The sequence below is a fragment of the Micromonospora sp. NPDC049171 genome (assembly GCF_040648275.1).
Classification (GTDB): Bacteria; Actinomycetota; Actinomycetes; order Mycobacteriales; family Micromonosporaceae; genus Micromonospora.
In genome coordinates this window covers 44,290-61,778 of the sequence record NZ_JBEZDJ010000010.1, presented here as the reverse complement: position 1 = coordinate 61,778, position 17,489 = coordinate 44,290, and the positions used below count along the sequence as shown (strand labels likewise).

Genomic DNA, 17,489 nt, shown 5'->3' with positions numbered 1-17,489 from the left:
GGAGCTGTTCCGGTGCGGCATCGCGGGTGCGCGCGCACGCCGTTCGCGGTCCGGCCGTCGAGGCGGCCGGACCGCAGACCGTTGCTACAGGCCCAGGCTGCGCAGGGTCGGCACGGTCTGGCCCACCCAGGCGAGATCGGCGTCCTCGCGGGCACCCTGGGTGCGTTGCGTGCCGGCCAGGAACCACAGGAAGTAGGTGGTGTAGCCGGGTGCGCTGACCACTGTGTGGTAGCCCTCGGGCATCATCTGCATCACGTGGTCACGGATGGTGACGTTCTCCTCGTACCCCTCGTCGGTGTAGACCCGGCTGATGCCGAACCCGTTCGCCGGGCTGACGCGGTAGTAGTACATCTCCTCGTGTGCGGCCTCGGCGGGCAGGTCGTCGACCTTGTGCCGATGGGGCGGGTAGGTGCTCCAGTTGCCCGAGGGCGTGTAGGTCTCGCCGACGATGAGCCGGCGGGCGGGCAGCTCCGGCTGGGCGATCTCGGTGAGGATCTGGTGGTAGTCGCGGCCGAAGTTGGTCGCTCCCCACCGGCCGGTCGCGACCTGCTCCGGCGCGATGACGTAGGGGTCGGTGGCCAGGTCGCTGGGGGCGCTGGGGAGGGCGATCTCCACATCGGTGACGGCCTCGACGGTGATCGAGGAGCCGGCCGGGAGGTAGACCGAGTGCGGCTTGCCGGAGAAGACGTCGGCACGCTGGCCGACCTGCGGGAAGTGGTGGCCGGCGACGGTGAAGTTGGCCGTGCCGCCGAGGATGACGGCCAGGATCTCCCGGTCACCGGACTCGCCGGTCCAGGACTCGCCGGCCGACAGTCGCAGCAGGGTGAAGTCCAGCAGCCGGCAGGGATTGACGGGCAGGGTGTTCCGGCCCTCGGCGGCGGGAATGGTGCAGTGGTAGCGGTAGTCCATGGTCACCTTTCGGAATGCGGGGCGGTGCGGGTCGGTCGCGGTGGTCACCAGGGGCTGGTCCAGCCGGGGATGGTGGCGCGGGTGAGGGCTTCCAGGTAGAAGTAGTCGCCCCACAGGGTTCCCTCGTCGACGCCGACGTCCTTGGGCTTGTCGTACACGCCGTGCAGGATCAGCGCGTTCGAGCCCGGCTGGCCGCCGGTGGAGTAGTGGTCGATGAGCGAGCGCAGGATCTCGGCGGCGGCTCTGCGGTACCGGTCGGCGCTGGCCGGGTCGGTGAGGCCGTCGGCCAGCTCGACGAGGCCGCACGCGGCGATGGCCGCGGCGGAGCTGTCCCGCTCCTGGCCGCTGCCGTCGCCGAACTCCAGATCCCAGTACGCCACGTGGTCGTCGGGCAGGCGGGCGAGGAAGTGGTCGGCGCAGGTCCTCGCGGCGGCGAGCAGTGCGGGATCGCCGATGTGCCGGTGGTTGAGGCTGAAGCCGTAGATGCCCCAGGCCTGCCCGCGGGCCCAGCAGGAGTGGTCGGCGTGGCCCTGCTCGGTCTCCCCGCGCAGTGGCGCACCGCTGTCCGTGTCCCAGTAGAAGGTGTGGAAGGTGGTGCCGTCCGGACGCAGGATGTGCTGGCGCAGTTGGGCGGTGTGCCGGCGGGCCGCGGCGGCGAAGCGGTCGTCGCCGGTGGTCTGGCTGGCCCAGAAGAGCAGCGGCGTGTTCATGAGGCTGTCGATGATCGTGCGTCCGCGTTGGCGGGGGTCGTTCAGGTCGCCCCAGGCCTGGATGATTCCGGCCGGTTCGAGGACGCGCGTCATCAGGTGGTCGGCGGCGGCGAGAGCCGCGTCTCGGGCCCGCGGGTCGCCGGTACGACGGGCCGCGGTGACGCAGGAGAGGGTGTAGAGGAACCCGAGGTCGTGGGTGTCCAGGTCGATGCCGCGGTGCACCCGATCCGCGAAGCTGTCCACGTGCGACAGCGCGGCCCGCAGGTGGCGGTCGTCACCGGTCAGGTCGTGTGCGAGCCAGAGCTGGCCGGGCCAGAAGCTGGTGGTCCAGCCGACGTTGGCGCCCTCGGGTTGGCCGGCGCCCGGTGGCCGCAGCGGGTAGCGGTTGGCGTCGGTGGTGTCGGCGGGGTACCGGTCGCCGAAGGTGGCGATGTTCGCGTCGACGGTGCGGATGGCGGCGGCCACCGCGGCGGCCGTGGCCTCTGCGTCGGAGCTGGGACGGACGTCGGTCGCCGTCATGGATGCTGTTCTCCCTCGTGTGTCCGGTCCGGTGCCGGGCAGGTGTGTCGTCGGCGTCCGGCTGGGTGGCCGGAACGTGGTGGTCAGGCGCGCTGGGGTGCGGCCGCCGGTGGGTCGAGGGCGGCGCGCAGGGTGAAGCGGCTGTTGGCCCAGACCACGTAGAGCAGCGGCGCGGCGGCGAGGCCGAGCGCGATCGCGGGGCGGGCCGTCAGGAGTTGGGCGAGCAGCACGAGCACGAGCAGCGACACGGCGGTGAGGTACCACCGACGCACCACCAGGTACACGCAGGTACGGACCACCTCGCGCAGCGGCGCGCCGGGTCGCTCGGCGATGGTCACCAACCCGAGCAGCGCGGTCGCGACGGTGAGGACGATCAGGGTCGCCAGCACCGGCAGGGCGAGTGCCCCGACCCGGTGGCCCCAAGCGGCGCGGGCGTCGACGGCGAGCACCACCAGGGCAGCCATGGCCGCCGCCGTCCAGAGCATCGCCGGCCGGGCGGTGGACCGCCAGGCACGGCCGTAGGTGCGCAGCACGCCGCCGGTGTCGCCGGCGGAGTAGGCGGACATGACCGCGAAGGCCGCGCAGAGCCCGGGCGCGCAGAGCGGGGCGGTGAGCGCGTACAGCGGCCAGGACCGCGCCGCGTCGGTGGTGAACGCGAGCGTCACCAGGGGCAGGCAACCGAGCACCAGCAGCAGGTTGGTGGCGAGCGCGACGTAGATCCCGTCGAAGACGGCGGTGATGGTGTGGTGGCGCGAACGCACGGGCCTCAACCCTTCAGTCCGGTCGAGGCGACGCCCTCGATGAAGTAGCGCTGGCCCAGCAGGAAGATGACCGCGACGGGCAGCACGGACAGCACCGAGCCCGTCATGATCAGTGCGTACTCGGCGTTGTACTGGGAGATGAAGGTGTTCAGCCCCAACTGGATGGTGCGCAGCTCCGGACTGCGCAGGTAGACCAGCGGGCCGAGGTAGTCGTTCCAGGTGGTCGTGAACATGAGCAGGGCCAGGCTGGCGAGCGCCGGCCGGGACAGCGGCAGAATGATCCGTCGGTAGATGCCGTACTCGCTGAGCCCGTCGACCCGCGCCGCTTCGCTGAGTTCCTCGGGGATCGTCTCGTAGAACTGCTTCATCAGGAACACGCCGATCGCGCCGAACGCCTGGATCGCGACGATCGACCACAGCGTGTTCGACAGGTGCAGCTTCGACATGAGGATGAACTGCGGGATCATGTACGACTGCCAGGGCACCGCGATCGTCCCGACGTACGCCAGGAAGAGCAGGTTGCGGCCGGGGAAGCGGACGCGGGCGAAACCGTAGGCCGCGAAGCTGCCGGTGAGCACCTGCAGGAAGGTGACGATCACCGACAGCAGCAGGGTGTTCCACAGCCACGTCGTCATGTCCGAGCGCTGCCAGATGTCGACGTAGTTTCGCCACACCACCGGATCGGGGAGCCAGGTGATCGGGATGGTGAAGACGTCGTTGTTCGTCTTCAACGACGCCACCACCATCCAGAAGAACGGCAGCAGCAGCCCGGCCGCCGCGAGCACCAGAGCGGCGTACCCGAGCAGCCGCCCGCCCAGGGACCGGACCCGTCGGCGGGGCGCGCGGTTGCCGGGCGCGGCGAGGGCCGGGGTGGGCAGGGAGAGGTCGGTCGCGGTCATCAGCTGTTCCTCCGCTTGTTGACCATGAACTGGATGACCGTGATGCCGAAGCAGATGGCGAACAGGACGATGGAGACCGCCGAGGCGTAGCCGAACTGGTTCTCCTCGAACCCCTTCTGGTAGATGTACTGCGAGAGCACAAGTGTCGACTGGCCCGGTCCGCCGCCGGTCATCACGAGGATGAGGTCGAAGACCTTGAAGCTTTCGATGGTGAGCAGCACCGTGACGAAGAAGGTCGTGGTTCGTAACCCGGGGAGGGTCACGTGCACGAACCGCTGCCACGGTGAGGCGCCGTCGGTCTCGGCCGCCTCGTAGAGCTGGGCCGGAATGGTCTGCAGGCCGGCCAGGAACAGCAGCATGTAGTAGCCCATGTACCGCCAGGTGCCGACGATGATGACCGCCGGCATCGACCAGGTCGCCGACGCGGTCCAGCCCGGTGGATTGTCCACCCCGAGGGCGCCGAGGAGAGCGTTGATCGGGCCGTACTCCGGGCTGAACAGCTGGTTCCAGACGACCGCGATCGCCACGATCGAGGTGATGTAGGGGAAGAAGGCGATGGTGCGGAAGAACCGTACGCCGCGCAGTTTGCGGTTGAGCAGCAGCGCCAGCCCGAGCGCTGCCACGAGGGTCAGCGGGATGTGGAAGACCGCGTAGTAGACGGTGTTGCGCAGTGCGGTCCAGAAGCTGGAGTCGTCCCACATCCGCCGGAAGTTGGCGGTGCCGGTCCACTCGGCCACCCCGAAGACGTTCCAGTTGGTGAACGCCACGTAGAACAGCACGACGACGGGCAGCAGGGTGAGCAGGGCGAAGCCGAGGAAGTTGGGAAGGATGAACGACCAGCCGGCGACCGTGTTGCGCGACACCAGCCGCCGGTTCCTGGGTCTCGTGCGCGGCAATGTTGCCATAGGGAGTCTCCGGGAGCGTTCGGCCTGGGGGCGGGACCGGCGTGCGGCTCAGGCGCGCCGGGCCCGCCATCAGCTCACTGGTTGAGGACTTCGTTCTTGGCGCGGGTCTGCGCCTTGCTCAGCTCCGCGTCGACGCCCTTGCTGTCGGAGAGGATCGCCGAGTGCGTCTCGTTGAGGAGGTTCTGCAGGCCGGCGGTGTGCTTCGACACCGGGTTCTCCGGCTTGATGGTGTGCTTGGAGTAGGCGAACTTCGACAGCTCGTCCTGCGGTACGCCGTCCAGCCCGAACAGCGACGCGGTGACCGCGTCGGTGACCTGGGCCGGGGTGATGCCGATCCCGGCCAGCGCCTTGCCGGCCTCCGGGCCGGCCGCGTACTTGAGGAAGTCCTTGGCCGCGGCCGTCTTGGACTTGCTGATCTTCGGGTTGATCCCCAGGCCGGTCGGGTCACCGAAGGTGACAGGCGTGGCGGAGGTGCCGGTGGTGGACTTGTCGAACTGCGGCGCCGGCGCGATGCCCCACTGGAACTTGTCGGCGTCACCGCTCTTGCGCTGGTTGAGCAGCGTGGCCACGTACCAGGTGCCCATCAGCAGCATCGCCGACTGCTGCTTGCCGAACTGCGCCTGGTAGGTGAGCTTGTTGGTCTTCGCGGTGCCGAAGGTCGGCTGCGCGCCGGACGCCTGCAGGTCCAGTGACTTCTCGTAGTACGGCTTCAGGAAGCCGAAGTTGCCGGAGAGCAGGTCCGCGTTGGGGGTCTGGGCGAGCGCGAACCCCTGCACCGTCGACTGGAAGGTGTGCTGGTACGCGCCCGTCGCGTTCGAGCCGGCCCCCTTCAGCCCGGTGTGCAGTCGCTTCGCCGCGTCGGTGTAGTCGTCCCAGGTCCAACTGCCGTCCGGGGGCGTCACCTTCGCCTTCGCGAACAGGTCCTTGTTGTAGAACAGCACCCACGAGTCCTGCCGGTAGGGCACCGCGTACGCCTTGCCGTCCACCTGGTACGACGCGAGCCCCGGGGCCGAGCCGAGACCGGAGGCGGCGTCGGAGACGTCGAGCAGCTGGCCGCCGCTCTGGTACGTGTAGAAGTTCTTGAGGTTCTTCATGACGTAGACGTCCGGCGCGGTGCCGGCGGCCAGGTCCGTGATCATCTGAGTGTCGTAGTCGTTGCCCGGGGCGTACTCCTTGAGCTCCACCGTCACGTTCGGGTGGGTCGCCTTGAAGCCGTCGGCGAGCGTCTTGAACTCCGGCGTGGACGACAGGCTCCAGCCGGCCAGGGTGATCGTCACGGGGGCGTTGGGGTCGACTGGCTCGTCTCCGCCCCCGCAGCCGGCGAGAACAAGTGTCAGGGCCGTCGCGGCGCTGATGACGGCCGGTATCGCACGCTTCATCCTCTCTCCTTCAGGTCAAGGGCCCGGACGGGCCCGCACTGCTACCAGGCCGCTTGGGTGGGCCTGGGATGCTCCGTGTCCAGACGGGTCGACGTGCTGATCCCGTCGGGCCAGTCGACCGCCAGGTGCAGGCCGCTGCCGTCCTCGTCGACCACGGCCCGGCACGCCTGCCCGGCCGTGGCCACCGGCACCCCGGACAACTCGGTGAGGGCGGCGACCCATGCGCCCGGCCGGACGGGGTGCTCCAGCCAGGGCACGACCAGCCCGCCGGCCAGGGGTCCGCCGTGCGCAACGGCGGTGGCGCCGGCCGTTCCGTCGCCGTGCACGCTCTCGATCCTGCTGGTCAGGCCGGCGCCGGTCACGGTCGCCACCCCGCCGCGGAGGTCGGCCGTCGCGCCTCCGGGAACGGCCCAGCCGCCGATCCGCAGCCGCAGCGCAGCCGCGTCGACGCCGTCAGCGAGGCCGTCGACGCGGGTCAGACGCAGCTCCCAGGGGCCCCGGACCAGCGAGTACACCGTGAGGTGCCCGGCCGCTCGGGACCGACCCAGGAGGCCGCCGCCGTGATCGCGCTGCCCCGGGTCCGGCTCGACCCAGTGGGCGAGGGCACGTGACCCGGCCACACCCACGCCGTCGGTGTCGACGCGCACGGTCAGCAGGCGCATGCCGGCGCGGTGGGTGACCCGACCCGCGTCGTCGACGAGCGTGACGGACTGGTCGAGCGGGGTGGCCCAGCCGCTGTCGTCGAGGACGGGGGTGGTGGCGGTGGAGTAGCCCAGTCGGGCGTACAGCGGGGAATCCGAGACGGTGGCACCCTCCACGGCGTGGTCGGTGCCGTGGTTGACGACGCGGACGATGCCGTCGGCACGGGTGCCGGAGACCAGCCAGCCGGGCGCGTGTATCGCCCGCAGCGTGTCCCGCTCCTGCACCGGCAGCGGCTCCTCGGGGGTCGTCCACACCGGATGGTCGGCGGGTAGCGCGATGCCGAGCAGACCCTTGCTGGCCCAGTACGGCGAGCCCGGCCCGGAGTACGACTGCGCCAGCCGCGGCCACGGCCCGTGCCAGCCGAGGGTGAGCAGGCCGCGGTCGTCCGGGGCGCCGTTGGCGACGAAGTGGCGCACGATGCCGGTGGCCGCGCCGCGCAACCGGCCGAGGCTGACCGAGGGCACGCCGGCGATGGCGCCGACCCAGAACGGCGCCGCCGCGGCGAAGCGGTAGGTCAGGCTTCGCCCCTGGATCAGCGGTGCTCCGTCGGAGCCCACGAGCGCGACCGCGTCGCCCAGGAAGCGGTCCAGGCCGGCCAGGTCCCGTTCGCGGCGCGGCTCGGCCAGGTCGACGGCGCCGGCCATCCGGGCCCACAGCGTCGGGTAGAGGTGCAGGGCCCAGCCCACATAGTGGTCGTAGGCACGGTCCGGCCCGTCGGACATCCAGCCGTCGCCGCGGACGAAGCCGTCGTGCGTGGTCAGGTCCTCGTTCATCTCGTCGAGCGAGTGCGGCCCGCCCACCGAGCGCAGGAACGTCTGGACGACCAGCCGGAACCAGACCCAGTTGATCCGTGGGTACGTGTCGTCGCCGACGGCCGGGCGCAGATAGTCCACCACCCGCTCGCGTACCGCCGACGGCAGCCGATCCCAGATCCACGGGCGGGTCAGGTCCAGGACCAGCGCGATGGAGGCGGCCTCCACCTTGGCCTGGGGGTGCTCGTCCAGGCGCACCCAGCGGTCCGGAGATCTCGGGTCGGTGCCGGCGGCGATGCCTGCGGCGTAGGTGTCGGCGAGCTCGTCCGTGCCCACTCCCCGGGCACCCGCGATGCGGAAACCAGCGAGCAGGAAGGTGCGGGCGAAACCCTCCAGGCCGTCGACGGCCCGTCCGTAGCCGCCCTCCGGCCCAGGAAACGTGACGAGGGCGTGCCCGGGCGACGCGAACGGCCGGGCGGCGGCGAGCATCCGGTCGGCGAGGGCCAACCAGTCGTCCCGGCTCCAGGGCGCGGCGAGAGCGGCAGCCGGGTGCGTCCCCGGTGCCGGTTGGCCGGTCGTCCCGGACGTCATCCGAGGTCCTGTCGCATCGATCCGTCTCCGTGGCAGGGGCGAGCGGGGCGTGCCCCGTAATGTGACGCGCAGGCATCCGCAGCGTTTCCGAAGTAAAACGCTCACAACAGAGCAAGTCAATGCCTCTCTTCCACCGATGTGAACACACCTGATCAAAAGGGCGCACGATGCGGCCTCCCTGCGGCGTCACTGCGGGACCTCGACTGCCATAACTGCTCTGATACGATCAGAATCGTTCAGACTCGCTCTACCAGTCCGAGGGGCCATGACCGTCGCAGAGCGCTTCGCGGGCCCTCTGGCTGCGGCCTGGCCGGGCAACCGCAGGGACCTGCTGGCCCGGGCACTCGCGCCACCGGACGGATCGTTGCCGGTGCCACCGGCCGGCGAGCGTGCCGTGTGGGCCCACCCGCACGCCCCCACGATGCGACAGCTGCGCGGCCGGGCCGAGGACGACATCGCCGCCCCCTGGCCACTCCCCCTGGCCCACCAGTACGCCAGGTACTTCCGCGACGGCGAACGCGACACGTACGAGCAGGTGGTCTTCGCCCGGCAGCGACGCCTGACCCGGGCCGCCGTGCTCGCCGCGGTCACCCTCGACCCGGCCTGGCTGAACGAGGTGGTCGACGGCGTGACCCTGCTGTGCGAGCAGAGCAGTTGGTGCTGGCCAGCGCACGACGACACGCACGCCGTGCACGGGGCGGTGCTGCCGACCGTGACCGATCCCTATCTCGACCTCGGCGCGGGTGAGGTCGCCGCTCAGCTGGCCTGGGTCGACCACCTGCTCGGCGAGCCGCTCGACGCACACGCCCCCGGCCTGCGGGCCCGGATCCGGCACGAGGTCGACAGGCGCGTGCTCACACCGTTCGCCGAGCGCCGCGACTGGCATTGGCTCGGCCTCGACGGCGACGTGCACAACTGGAGCCCGTGGATCCACGGCAACGTGCTCGTCGCCGCGCTGCGCCTGGTGCAGGACCCAGCCCGGCGGGCCGGGCTTGTCGACCTGGTGGTCGAAGGGCTCGACAGGTACGTGGCGGCGCTGCCCGCCGACGGCGCCATCGACGAGGGCTACGGCTACTGGTGGAACGGCGCGTGTCGGGCCCACGAGGCACTCGACCTGCTCGCCCACGCCACCGGTGGCGCGCTCGACGGCGTGCCGGGCGACGCCCTGCGGCACACCGTCGCCTTCCCCCACCGGATGCACCTGGGCGGCGACTGGTATCTCAACCACGCCGACGGGTCGGCCCGGCCCTCCGGGGGCCAGCCCTGGCACGCGCTGCACCGGGCCGCCCGTCGGGTCGGGGACCGGGACGCGGTGGCGCACGCCGCGGCGCACCGCCGTCCCGACGCGCCCGTCGCGGACGAGGAACACGGCCTGGGCCGGCTGCTACTGGCGTTGACCGACCCGGCGTGGGTCTCCGCCACCCCGGCGCCACCGCCGCTGCCCCGCGACGTGTGGCTGCCCTCCGTGCAGGTGCTGCTCGCCCGCGCGGCGGCCGGCAGCCCCGGCGGGCTGACCCTGGCGGCCAAGGGCGGGCACAACGGCGAACACCACAACCACAACGACGTCGGCAGCATCGTGGTGGCCCTCAACGGGGTCCCGGTGATCGTCGACGCCGGGCGTCCCACCTACACGGCGCACACCTTCGGCCCCGGTCGGTACGACATCTGGACCATGCGCAGCGACTGGCACAACGTCCCGCACATCCGCGGCACCGAGCAGGCGCCCGGCCACACCCACGCCGCCCGACACGCCACCGCCACGACCGACGGCGCGGACGCCGAGCTGCGTCTGGACCTCGCCGGGGCCTACCCGCGCACGGATGTCCGGCACTGGTGGCGCAGCACCCGACTGGACCGCCACGCTGGACGGGTCGTCGTCGTCGACTCCTGGGAGCTCGACCCCGGGGACCCCGACCCGGGCCAGACCGCCCCGCCGACCCACGTCCACCTGCTCGTCGCCGGCCAGGTACGCCTCGGCGACGGCCGCGCCGAGGTCACCGCGCTGGACGGCGCCGGCCGACTCGGGCTCAGCTGGCAGCCGGCCTCCGCGCCCTGCGCCGCGACGATCCGGCAGATCACTGATCCCCTGCTCCTCGACGTGTGGGGAGAACACCTGACCCGGCTCGCGATCGACGTCACCGCGGTCGGCCCGGCCGGCGAGCTCGTCGTCGTCATGCAAGAGCTCTCGCCGCACGAAGCGTTCCTCGGAGGTCCACCATGACCAAGGACAATCCCGTCGTCACCACGACGGATTCCTCCCGCGGGCCGCTTCAGGTCGTCCGCCGCCAGCAGCTGTTGGCCGCCCTGCAACGCGACGGCTCGATGCGCATCTCCGACCTGTCCCACGCGCTCGGCGCCGCGCCGGTCACCATCCGACGCGACATCGCCGAGCTCGCCGCCGAAGGGTTGGTCCGCCGGGTCCACGGTGGGGTCGCCCTGATCCTGCCGGACGACGCCCCGACAGCCGACGAGTCACCCGCCGCGGGCCAGGACCCGCTGGTCGGGCGCACCCTCGGCATGCTCGTCCCCTCGTTGGACTACTACTGGCCCGACGTGGCTCGCGGCGTCGAGGCGGCCGCCCGCGAACTCGACATGCGTGTGGTTCTGCGCGGCTCCTCCTACGACAGCGAGGACGACCAGCCGCAACTGGCCCGCCTGGTCGGGCGGATGGGCGTCGACGCCCTGATCATCGCGCCGAGCATGGACGCACCGAGCGCCGAGCGCACCATCGAGTGGCTCGACCAGGTCGACGTCCCGGTCGTCCTGCTGGAACGGACCGCCACGGTGGGCAGCCACCACGCCGTCATGGAGTCGGTGGTCACCGACCACGCGCTCGGTGCGGCCATGGCGGTACGCCACCTCACCTCCCTCGGGCACCGCAAGGTCGGCCTGGTGCTCGACGCCAACAGCCCCACCAGCCAGCACGTACGGCGCGGCTGGCTCGACGCCACGAGCGAGTGCGGCCTCGACTCGGACGCGACGGTGGTGGCCGTGGTGCCCGACGCACGGTCACCGGAACGGGACACCGTCCTGGACGGCGTCCTCGACAGGTGCCGGGCGACCGGGACGACGGCGCTGCTGGTGCACGCCGACGCCGAGGCGATCGCACTGGTGCAGCACTGCGAGAAGCGACACCTGTCCGTTCCCGGTGACCTGTCCATCGTGGCGTACGACGACGAGGTCGCCGGGCTCTTCAGCCCGCCGCTGACCGCGGTCCGACCGCCGCGACGCTCGATCGGACGGGCCGCCGTACGTCTCGTCGCCGACCGGCTCGCCGACCCCGACCGCCCCACCCACCGGGTCGTCATCAGCCCCGCACTGCGGATCCGGGGGTCGAGCGCGCCGCCACCCGCGTAACAGTCTCAACCCATTGTCGAACGTCCTCGGTCACCGGCGGCGGACATGGCACGATGGCCGTGTCCTGCGCCGCCGGTGGCCGGGCACGACACTGATGGAGTCCGGATGTCAGAGCTGGCCGGCGCGCCGGTGCCAGGATTGGCGAAGCTGTGGACGCACGATCCGGTCACCGCCGGCCCGTACCGGTTGGTCGGCCGGCTGGGCGCGGGCGGGCAGGGCGTCGTCTATCTCGGTGAGGACGACGCCGGTGACCGGGTCGCGGTCAAGATGGTCAACGTGGATCTGAGTGATCCGCGGGCGCGGTCGCAGTTCCTGAAGGAGATCGCCGCCGCGCGCCGGGTCGCTCCGTTCTGCACCGCCCAGGTGCTCTTCGCCGAGGTGGACGGCGAGCGGCCCTACGTGGTCAGTGAGTTCATCGAGGGCCCGACCCTGCACCGGCACGTCCGCGAACGTGGCCTGGTGACCGGTAACGCCCTGCACCGGCTCGCGGTCGGCACCGTCACGGCGCTCGCCGCGATCCACAGCGCCGGCGTGGTGCACTGCGACCTGAAGCCGGACAACGTGGTGCTGGGCGAGGACGGTCCTCGGGTGATCGACTTCGGCATCGCCCGCGCGTTGGGCGTCACCGAGACGGCGTCCAGCCGGGTCATGGGGACCACCGCGTACATGGCGCCCGAGCGGTTTCGCAACGACGCGATCGGTCCGCCCTGCGACGTCTTCGCCTGGGCGGCCACGATCGCCTTCGCCGCCGGTGGACGGCCGCCGTTCGGCAACGACTCGCTCTTCGCCGTGATGCACCGGGTGCTGAACGATCCGCCCGAGCTGCCCGCGTTGCCTCCCGTTCTGGACGAGCTGATCCGGGAGTGCCTGGCCAAGGATCCGGCGGACCGGCCGAGCGCCGAGCGCGTGCTGGTGCGGCTGCTCCGGCAGGACGGCCGGGTCGCCGATCCGCTCCGTCGCGACCATCTGCTCGAAGCCGGCAACCTGACCGCTGGCGCGCCGACGCCGAACCACCCGCTGCCCCCGGTCACCCCCACGGCACCGCAGCCACAACCGACACGGCCGCAGATACCGACCCAGTCGACGGCGCCGACCCAGTCGGCCTACACGCCGATGCCGACCCAGCCGGCCTACACGCTGGCGCCGACCCAGCCGGCCTACACACCGGTGACCCAGCCGGCTCACGTTCCGGCAATGACGCAGCCGGCTTACCCGCCGGTGACCCAGCCGGCACACCCGCCGGTGACGCAGCCCGGCGTCGGTGCTGGTGACGGCGGCGCGTTGCGGCGACTGCGTCGTGAGGCCCCGGACGCCTGGGGCATCTCGACCGCGCTCTTCCTCGGTTCGGTTGGCGCGGCCGCCGGTTACGTCGCGTCGAGCGCGGTCGGCCCGGCCGCCGCGGTCGGGGCGGTCGCCTTCGTCGTGGTCTACCTGGTCCGGCTGCTGGTCGCGACGGCGCTCGGGGGGCGGTCCGACCGAAGATGACAGGTGCGCCGGGGTCGGGGTCACCGGCTGGCACCGGATCGATAGGTTGACTGCCACCGCCCCGCCCGTCGAGGAGGACGTCCCGATGCCCCCAACCGCCACGCGTCCGCGGCAGTGGTTGCCGTACACCGCCGCCGTCACCGCCGGCCTGGTGGTCATCGCCGGGGCGTTCGTCATCGTCCGGCAGCGCGACGCCGACTGCACCACCACGCTTGAAGTCAACTCCTCCACGGAGAAGGCGGCTCTGCTCGTCGACCTGGCCGAACGCTACAACCGCGGCGACCGGTCGATCGATGGCGGCGGCTGCGCCCAGGTGCACGTCAGCGCGTTGAACTCGGGCAAGGCCACCGAGGCGCTGGCCAACGGCTGGGCCAACACCGGCCTGCCGCAACCACAGGTCTGGTTGCCGACGTCGAGTCTCTGGACCGGCCAGCTCCGGCTGCTCGACCAGGGCGCCGGGCGGGAGCCGCAGACCCCGGACCGCTACCCGTCGATAGCCAACAGCCCGCTGGTGATCGCGATGCCGCAGCCCAAGGCCGAGCTGGTACGCCAGCGCGGGTCGCTGGGCTGGGGAGAGATCCTGGGCCTCTCCGGGCGGGACGGGTGGGCGAGCTTCGGCAAGCCGGAGTGGGGGCGTTTCACCTTCGGCAAGGACAACCCGAACCTGTCCACCTCCGGGTTGGCGGCGACCATCGCCACGTACTACGCGGCGGTGCAACGGTCCAACGACCTGACCCGGTCCGACCTGGCCAACCCCGCGGTCACCCAGTTCGTCCGCCGGATCGAGGCCAACGTGTCGCACTACAGCGACGACTCGGTCGACCTGCTGCGCAACCTCGCCGAGGCGGACCTGGCCGGCGGGGCGGGCCGCACCGACGACATGAGTGCCATCGTCCTGCAGGAGGAGCTGGTCGACCTCTACAACACGGGTGCGCTGAGCGCCCGGCAGGACGGGCAGGAGCAGGGCCGCCGGCCGAACGTGCCGCTGGTCGCCGTCCATCCCAGGGAGGGCACGTTCAATCTGGACCATCCGTTCGTCGTGCTGCCCTCCGCCGATGGGCGGCAGCGCGCGGCGGCGGCCGACTTCCAGAAGTTCCTGACCGAGGACGACCAGCAGAAGAGCTTCGCCCGCCTCGGCTTCCGGGATCACGAGCGCCGTGCCTCGGCGGAGTTGCTCGCCAGCGTCGGCGCCGAGCCCACCGGCGGGCTGACCTACTTCGAGCCCCCGGACCCGCAGGTGGTCGGCGCGATGCTGGACGGCTGGCGCACGCTCCGCAAGAAGGCCAACATCCTGATCGCCCTGGACACCTCGGGGTCGATGCAGGCCCCGGTCGACACCACCCGTACCCGTTTCCAGGTCGCCACGGCGGCGGCGGGCAAGGGCCTCGCGCTGCTCAACAGTGAAGACCGGGTGGGGCTCTGGTCGTTCTCCTCGGAGATTCCGAGCCGGCCGAAGACCCCCTACCGGCGGGAGGTCCCGCTCGGCGAGTTCGACCAGAGGCAGATCAAAAGCAGGATCGCCGGCCTGCACGTCGAGGGCGCCACCGCGCTCTACGCGACGGTCCGGGCCGCGCACCGAGAACTGCGCGACAGGTACGACCCGCAGCGGATCAACGCGATCGTCGTGCTGACCGACGGCAAGAACGAGTACAGCAAGGACAACGAGCTGGACCGGTTGCTCGCCGAGGTGACCCTGGACCCGGAACGTCCGGTGAAGGTGTTCTGCATCGCCTTCGATCGGGACTCGGACTTCGCCACCCTGGACCGGATCGCCAAGGCCTCGTCGGGCAAGGCGTTCGACGCCACCGATCCCGCCAAGGTCGACGAGGCGTTCGTGAAGCTGGTCAGCAGCTTCTGACGCAGCGCACCCTCCTCATCGGACGGAGCCGAACATGCTGGAGAACCTCGCCGTGGTCGGCGGTCCGAAGTCGCCCGTCGACACACCGGTGATGATCGGCTTCTTCGCCCTCGTCGCGGTCGCCATCGTGGTGATCCTGTTCCTCCGCGCGCGCAACAGGTAGCACGGGGTCGTCGACCTGTGCCGTCAGTCCGGCACACCCGCGGCTACCGCGACGCGGCTGACCATCGGGCGGTCGTCGGCGCGGCGGCCGACGATGGAGCCGAGGATCTCGCCGGCGCGTACCGCCGCGTTGGACAGCAGGGAGGCGCTGATGCCGTGGGAGTGTTCGGTGCCGCCCTGGAGGTAGACGTTGGCCCGCACCGACGCGTCCGCCCGGATGCGGTAGTCGCGCTGCACCACGGCCCGGCCGAACTCGTCCCGGTGGTAGTACCGGGCCGCGTCGTCGAGCAGCGGGAACGGGTCGACCGGCTGGTAGCCGGTGGCGCAGATCAGGACGTCGGCGTCGAGGACCGACACCTCGCCGGTGGTCAGCGTCTCGACGGTGACGGCGACGCGGCCATCGTGCTCGCGGGCCCCGGTCAGACGGGACATGTTGAGCAGGCGCAGCCGCTGGACGCCGTTGACCTTCTCCTGGTAGGAGCGCCGGTAGAGTTCCTCGATGAGGTCGGCGTCGACGACCGCGTAGTTCGTGTTGCGGTGGTAGTTCATCAGCATCGTCTTGACCTCTGACGGCGCGGTGAAGTAATCGTCCACGGCGGCCGGGTCGAAGATGCGGTTGGCGAACGAGCTGTCGTCGGCCGGGCTGTAGCCGTACCGGGAGAACACGCCGCACACCTCGGCGGTCGGGAACCGTTCGTGCAGGAACGCGGTGACCTCGGCGGCGCTCTGGCCGGCGCCCACCACGACGAACCGGGACGGGTCGGTGCCGTCGAGCCGGTCGATGTTGGTCAGGAGGTCGCGGCTGTGCCAGATCTGGTCGGAGACCTCCACGCCGGCCGGCGTCTGCGGGAGCAGCCCGGTCGCGATGACGAGATTGCGAGCGCGGTACGTGGTGACGCGGCCACCGTGGCGCACCAGCACGTCGAACGCCTCGACGACGCCGTCGCGGAGCACCGGGACGACCTTGGTGACCTCCTGGCCGTAGTGCACCAGGTCGCCGACCTTGGCCGCGGCCCACTCGAGGTAGTCGTGGAACTCGACGCGCAGCGGGAAGAAGCTCTTGTGGTTGACGAAGTCGACGAGCCGCCCCCGGTCCTTCAGATAGCACAGGAAGCTGAACTCACTGGTGGGGTTACGCAGCGTGACCAGGTCCTTGAGGAAGGACACCTGCATTGTCGCGTCCGACAGCAGCATCCCGCGGTGCCAGCCGAAACGGGGCTGGCGCTCCAGGAACACGGCGGTGACCGGGTCGGCGGCGGCGTCGCCGTTGTGCTCGTGCACGGCGACCGCCAAGGCCAGATTGGAGGGACCGAAGCCGATTCCGAGCAGGTCGTAGACCGGAATAGCGCCGTACGGAGCGGCCTGTGACATCGGCAGTCCTCATCGTCAGGTCGAGCGGGTCGACACCCTGCACGTGAAAGAGCCGCCCCCGGGGACGGCGCGAAGCTAGGTTAGACTAACCTAACTTTCGCTGAGTTGGATGGGCCAGGAGGAACCGTGCGGGTAGTCATGTTCGGGTACCAGACGTGGGGGCATCGGACCCTGCAAGCACTGCTGGACTCGGAGCACGAGGTCGCTCTGGTGGTCACGCATCCGCCGAGCGAGCACGCGTACGAGCGGATCTGGAGCGACTCGGTCGCCGACCTCGCGGCGGCGCACGGCATTCCGGTCGAGGTCCGCGACCGGCCCGACGACGATCTGCTGATCCCGCTGGAGAAGGCCGATCCGGACGTCATCGTGGCGACCAACTGGCGCACCTGGATCCCGCCGCAGATCTTCGAGCTGCCCCGGCGGGGCACGCTCAACGTGCACGACTCGCTACTCCCCGCGTACGCGGGCTTCTCGCCGTTGATCTGGGCTCTGCTCAACGGTGAGAAGGAGGTCGGGGTGACCGCGCACATGATGGATGCGGAGTTGGACGCCGGCAACATCGTGTTGCAACGGTCGGTGCCGGTCGGTCCCCGGGACACAACGACGGACCTGTTCCACAAGACGCTGGAGCTGTTCGGGTCGATCACCGTCGACGGTCTCGCGCTGATCGCCTCCGGCAAGACCGACTGGACGCCGCAGGACCGCTCGAAGGCCAGCTTCTTCCACAAGCGGTCCGATGAGGACAACCGCATCGACTGGACCTGGTCGGCGGAGGAGTTGGACCGGCTGGTCCGGGCGCAATCCGACCCGTACCCGAACGCGTACGCGTTCCACCGCGGACAGCGGCTGCGCATCACCGCCGCGTCCGTCTCGCGGGGCAACTACGGCGGTACGCCCGGTCGGATCTTCATCCGCGAGGGTGACGCCGTCGTCATCGTGGCCGGCGCCGAGGCCCGCCGCGGCAAGAGCCCCGGCCTCGCGGTCGAACGGGTTCGCCTGGAGGACGGCACCGAGCTGGCCGCGACCGAGTATTTCCGCACCATGGGCGGCTATCTCACCAGCCACCCGTGACGCGCGGGCGCTGATTCGTTCGAGCCTCCGGGGCTCGCGCCGACGGGCCGAGCCCCGG

The 17,489-nt window shown here is 71.0% G+C and carries 14 protein-coding genes; 6 read left to right on the top strand and 8 right to left on the bottom strand.

Annotated features, from left to right (window positions below; translation table 11 throughout):
- Nucleotides 1-84: 84 nt before the first annotated feature.
- The 7 genes from iolB to AB0B14_RS14795 all read right to left on the bottom strand — a co-directional run bounded on the left by iolB (nt 85) and on the right by AB0B14_RS14795 (nt 8,127).
- Nucleotides 85-957, bottom strand: a complete 873-nt coding sequence (iolB, locus tag AB0B14_RS14825; protein ID WP_357073387.1) for a 5-deoxy-glucuronate isomerase — start codon at nt 955-957, stop codon at nt 85-87.
- On the bottom strand, nt 954-2,138 hold the full coding sequence (locus AB0B14_RS14820; RefSeq protein WP_357522722.1) for a glycoside hydrolase family 88 protein: 1,185 nt from the start codon (nt 2,136-2,138) through the stop codon (nt 954-956). The genes iolB and AB0B14_RS14820 overlap by 4 nt, the downstream gene beginning before the upstream one ends.
- An 83-nt stretch (nt 2,139-2,221) precedes the next feature.
- Complete coding sequence (locus tag AB0B14_RS14815) at nt 2,222-2,899, bottom strand: hypothetical protein (RefSeq protein WP_357522721.1); 678 nt, start codon at nt 2,897-2,899, stop codon at nt 2,222-2,224.
- A 5-nt stretch (nt 2,900-2,904) separates the two neighbouring features.
- Complete coding sequence (locus AB0B14_RS14810) at nt 2,905-3,798, bottom strand: carbohydrate ABC transporter permease (RefSeq protein ID WP_357073378.1); 894 nt, start codon at nt 3,796-3,798, stop codon at nt 2,905-2,907.
- Nucleotides 3,798-4,661, bottom strand: coding sequence for a sugar ABC transporter permease (locus AB0B14_RS14805; RefSeq protein ID WP_357073375.1), 864 nt, complete (start codon nt 4,659-4,661; stop codon nt 3,798-3,800). The genes AB0B14_RS14810 and AB0B14_RS14805 overlap by 1 nt, the downstream gene beginning before the upstream one ends.
- Nucleotides 4,662-4,777: 116 nt before the next feature.
- A complete protein-coding gene (locus AB0B14_RS14800) occupies nt 4,778-6,082 on the bottom strand; it encodes an extracellular solute-binding protein (protein WP_357522720.1) in 1,305 nt (434 codons plus the stop codon).
- Between the two features lie 41 nt (nt 6,083-6,123).
- Nucleotides 6,124-8,127, bottom strand: a complete 2,004-nt coding sequence (locus AB0B14_RS14795; protein WP_357522719.1) for a DUF2264 domain-containing protein — start codon at nt 8,125-8,127, stop codon at nt 6,124-6,126.
- Between the two features lie 265 nt (nt 8,128-8,392).
- On the opposite strand from AB0B14_RS14795, the gene AB0B14_RS14790 reads away from it, so the two are divergent.
- The 5 genes from AB0B14_RS14790 to AB0B14_RS14770 all read left to right on the top strand — a co-directional run bounded on the left by AB0B14_RS14790 (nt 8,393) and on the right by AB0B14_RS14770 (nt 14,990).
- Nucleotides 8,393-10,348: a heparinase II/III family protein gene (locus AB0B14_RS14790; protein ID WP_357522718.1), complete on the top strand. Its 1,956-nt coding sequence runs from the start codon at nt 8,393-8,395 to the stop codon at nt 10,346-10,348.
- Nucleotides 10,345-11,484, top strand: coding sequence for a substrate-binding domain-containing protein (locus AB0B14_RS14785; protein WP_357522717.1), 1,140 nt, complete (start codon nt 10,345-10,347; stop codon nt 11,482-11,484). The genes AB0B14_RS14790 and AB0B14_RS14785 overlap by 4 nt, the downstream gene beginning before the upstream one ends.
- 105 nt (nt 11,485-11,589) lie before the next feature.
- Nucleotides 11,590-12,969, top strand: coding sequence for a protein kinase (locus tag AB0B14_RS14780; RefSeq protein ID WP_357522716.1), 1,380 nt, complete (start codon nt 11,590-11,592; stop codon nt 12,967-12,969).
- Nucleotides 12,970-13,054: 85 nt separating this feature from the next.
- Entirely contained in the window at nt 13,055-14,827 is a 1,773-nt protein-coding gene (locus AB0B14_RS14775) for a substrate-binding and VWA domain-containing protein (protein ID WP_357522715.1), read from the top strand.
- Between the two features lie 34 nt (nt 14,828-14,861).
- A complete protein-coding gene (locus AB0B14_RS14770) occupies nt 14,862-14,990 on the top strand; it encodes a hypothetical protein (protein ID WP_357522714.1) in 129 nt (42 codons plus the stop codon).
- Nucleotides 14,991-15,013: 23 nt separating this feature from the next.
- Here the strand turns inward: AB0B14_RS14770 and AB0B14_RS14765 are convergent, their stop codons facing one another.
- Nucleotides 15,014-16,360, bottom strand: coding sequence for a lysine N(6)-hydroxylase/L-ornithine N(5)-oxygenase family protein (locus AB0B14_RS14765; RefSeq protein ID WP_357073351.1), 1,347 nt, complete (start codon nt 16,358-16,360; stop codon nt 15,014-15,016).
- A gap of 126 nt (nt 16,361-16,486) precedes the next feature.
- On the opposite strand from AB0B14_RS14765, the gene AB0B14_RS14760 reads away from it, so the two are divergent.
- Nucleotides 16,487-17,431 (top strand): methionyl-tRNA formyltransferase, encoded by a 945-nt coding sequence (locus AB0B14_RS14760; RefSeq protein WP_357522713.1) that lies wholly within the window; start codon nt 16,487-16,489, stop codon nt 17,429-17,431.
- Nucleotides 17,432-17,489 lie beyond the last annotated feature (58 nt).

Excerpts from the sequence above, each read along its gene's own strand:
- AB0B14_RS14780 (WP_357522716.1), top strand. The coding sequence starts at position 11,590 with ATGTCAGAGCTGGCCGGCGCGCCGGTGCCAGGATTGGCGAAGCTGTGG.
- AB0B14_RS14765 (WP_357073351.1), bottom strand. The coding sequence starts at position 16,360 with ATGTCACAGGCCGCTCCGTACGGCGCTATTCCGGTCTACGACCTGCTC.
- AB0B14_RS14785 (WP_357522717.1), top strand. The coding sequence starts at position 10,345 with ATGACCAAGGACAATCCCGTCGTCACCACGACGGATTCCTCCCGCGGG.
- AB0B14_RS14800 (WP_357522720.1), bottom strand. The coding sequence starts at position 6,082 with ATGAAGCGTGCGATACCGGCCGTCATCAGCGCCGCGACGGCCCTGACA.
- AB0B14_RS14820 (WP_357522722.1), bottom strand. The coding sequence starts at position 2,138 with ATGACGGCGACCGACGTCCGTCCCAGCTCCGACGCAGAGGCCACGGCC.
- AB0B14_RS14810 (WP_357073378.1), bottom strand. The coding sequence starts at position 3,798 with ATGACCGCGACCGACCTCTCCCTGCCCACCCCGGCCCTCGCCGCGCCC.
- AB0B14_RS14795 (WP_357522719.1), bottom strand. The coding sequence starts at position 8,127 with ATGACGTCCGGGACGACCGGCCAACCGGCACCGGGGACGCACCCGGCT.
- AB0B14_RS14770 (WP_357522714.1), top strand. The coding sequence starts at position 14,862 with ATGCTGGAGAACCTCGCCGTGGTCGGCGGTCCGAAGTCGCCCGTCGAC.
- AB0B14_RS14790 (WP_357522718.1), top strand. The coding sequence starts at position 8,393 with ATGACCGTCGCAGAGCGCTTCGCGGGCCCTCTGGCTGCGGCCTGGCCG.
- AB0B14_RS14775 (WP_357522715.1), top strand. The coding sequence starts at position 13,055 with ATGCCCCCAACCGCCACGCGTCCGCGGCAGTGGTTGCCGTACACCGCC.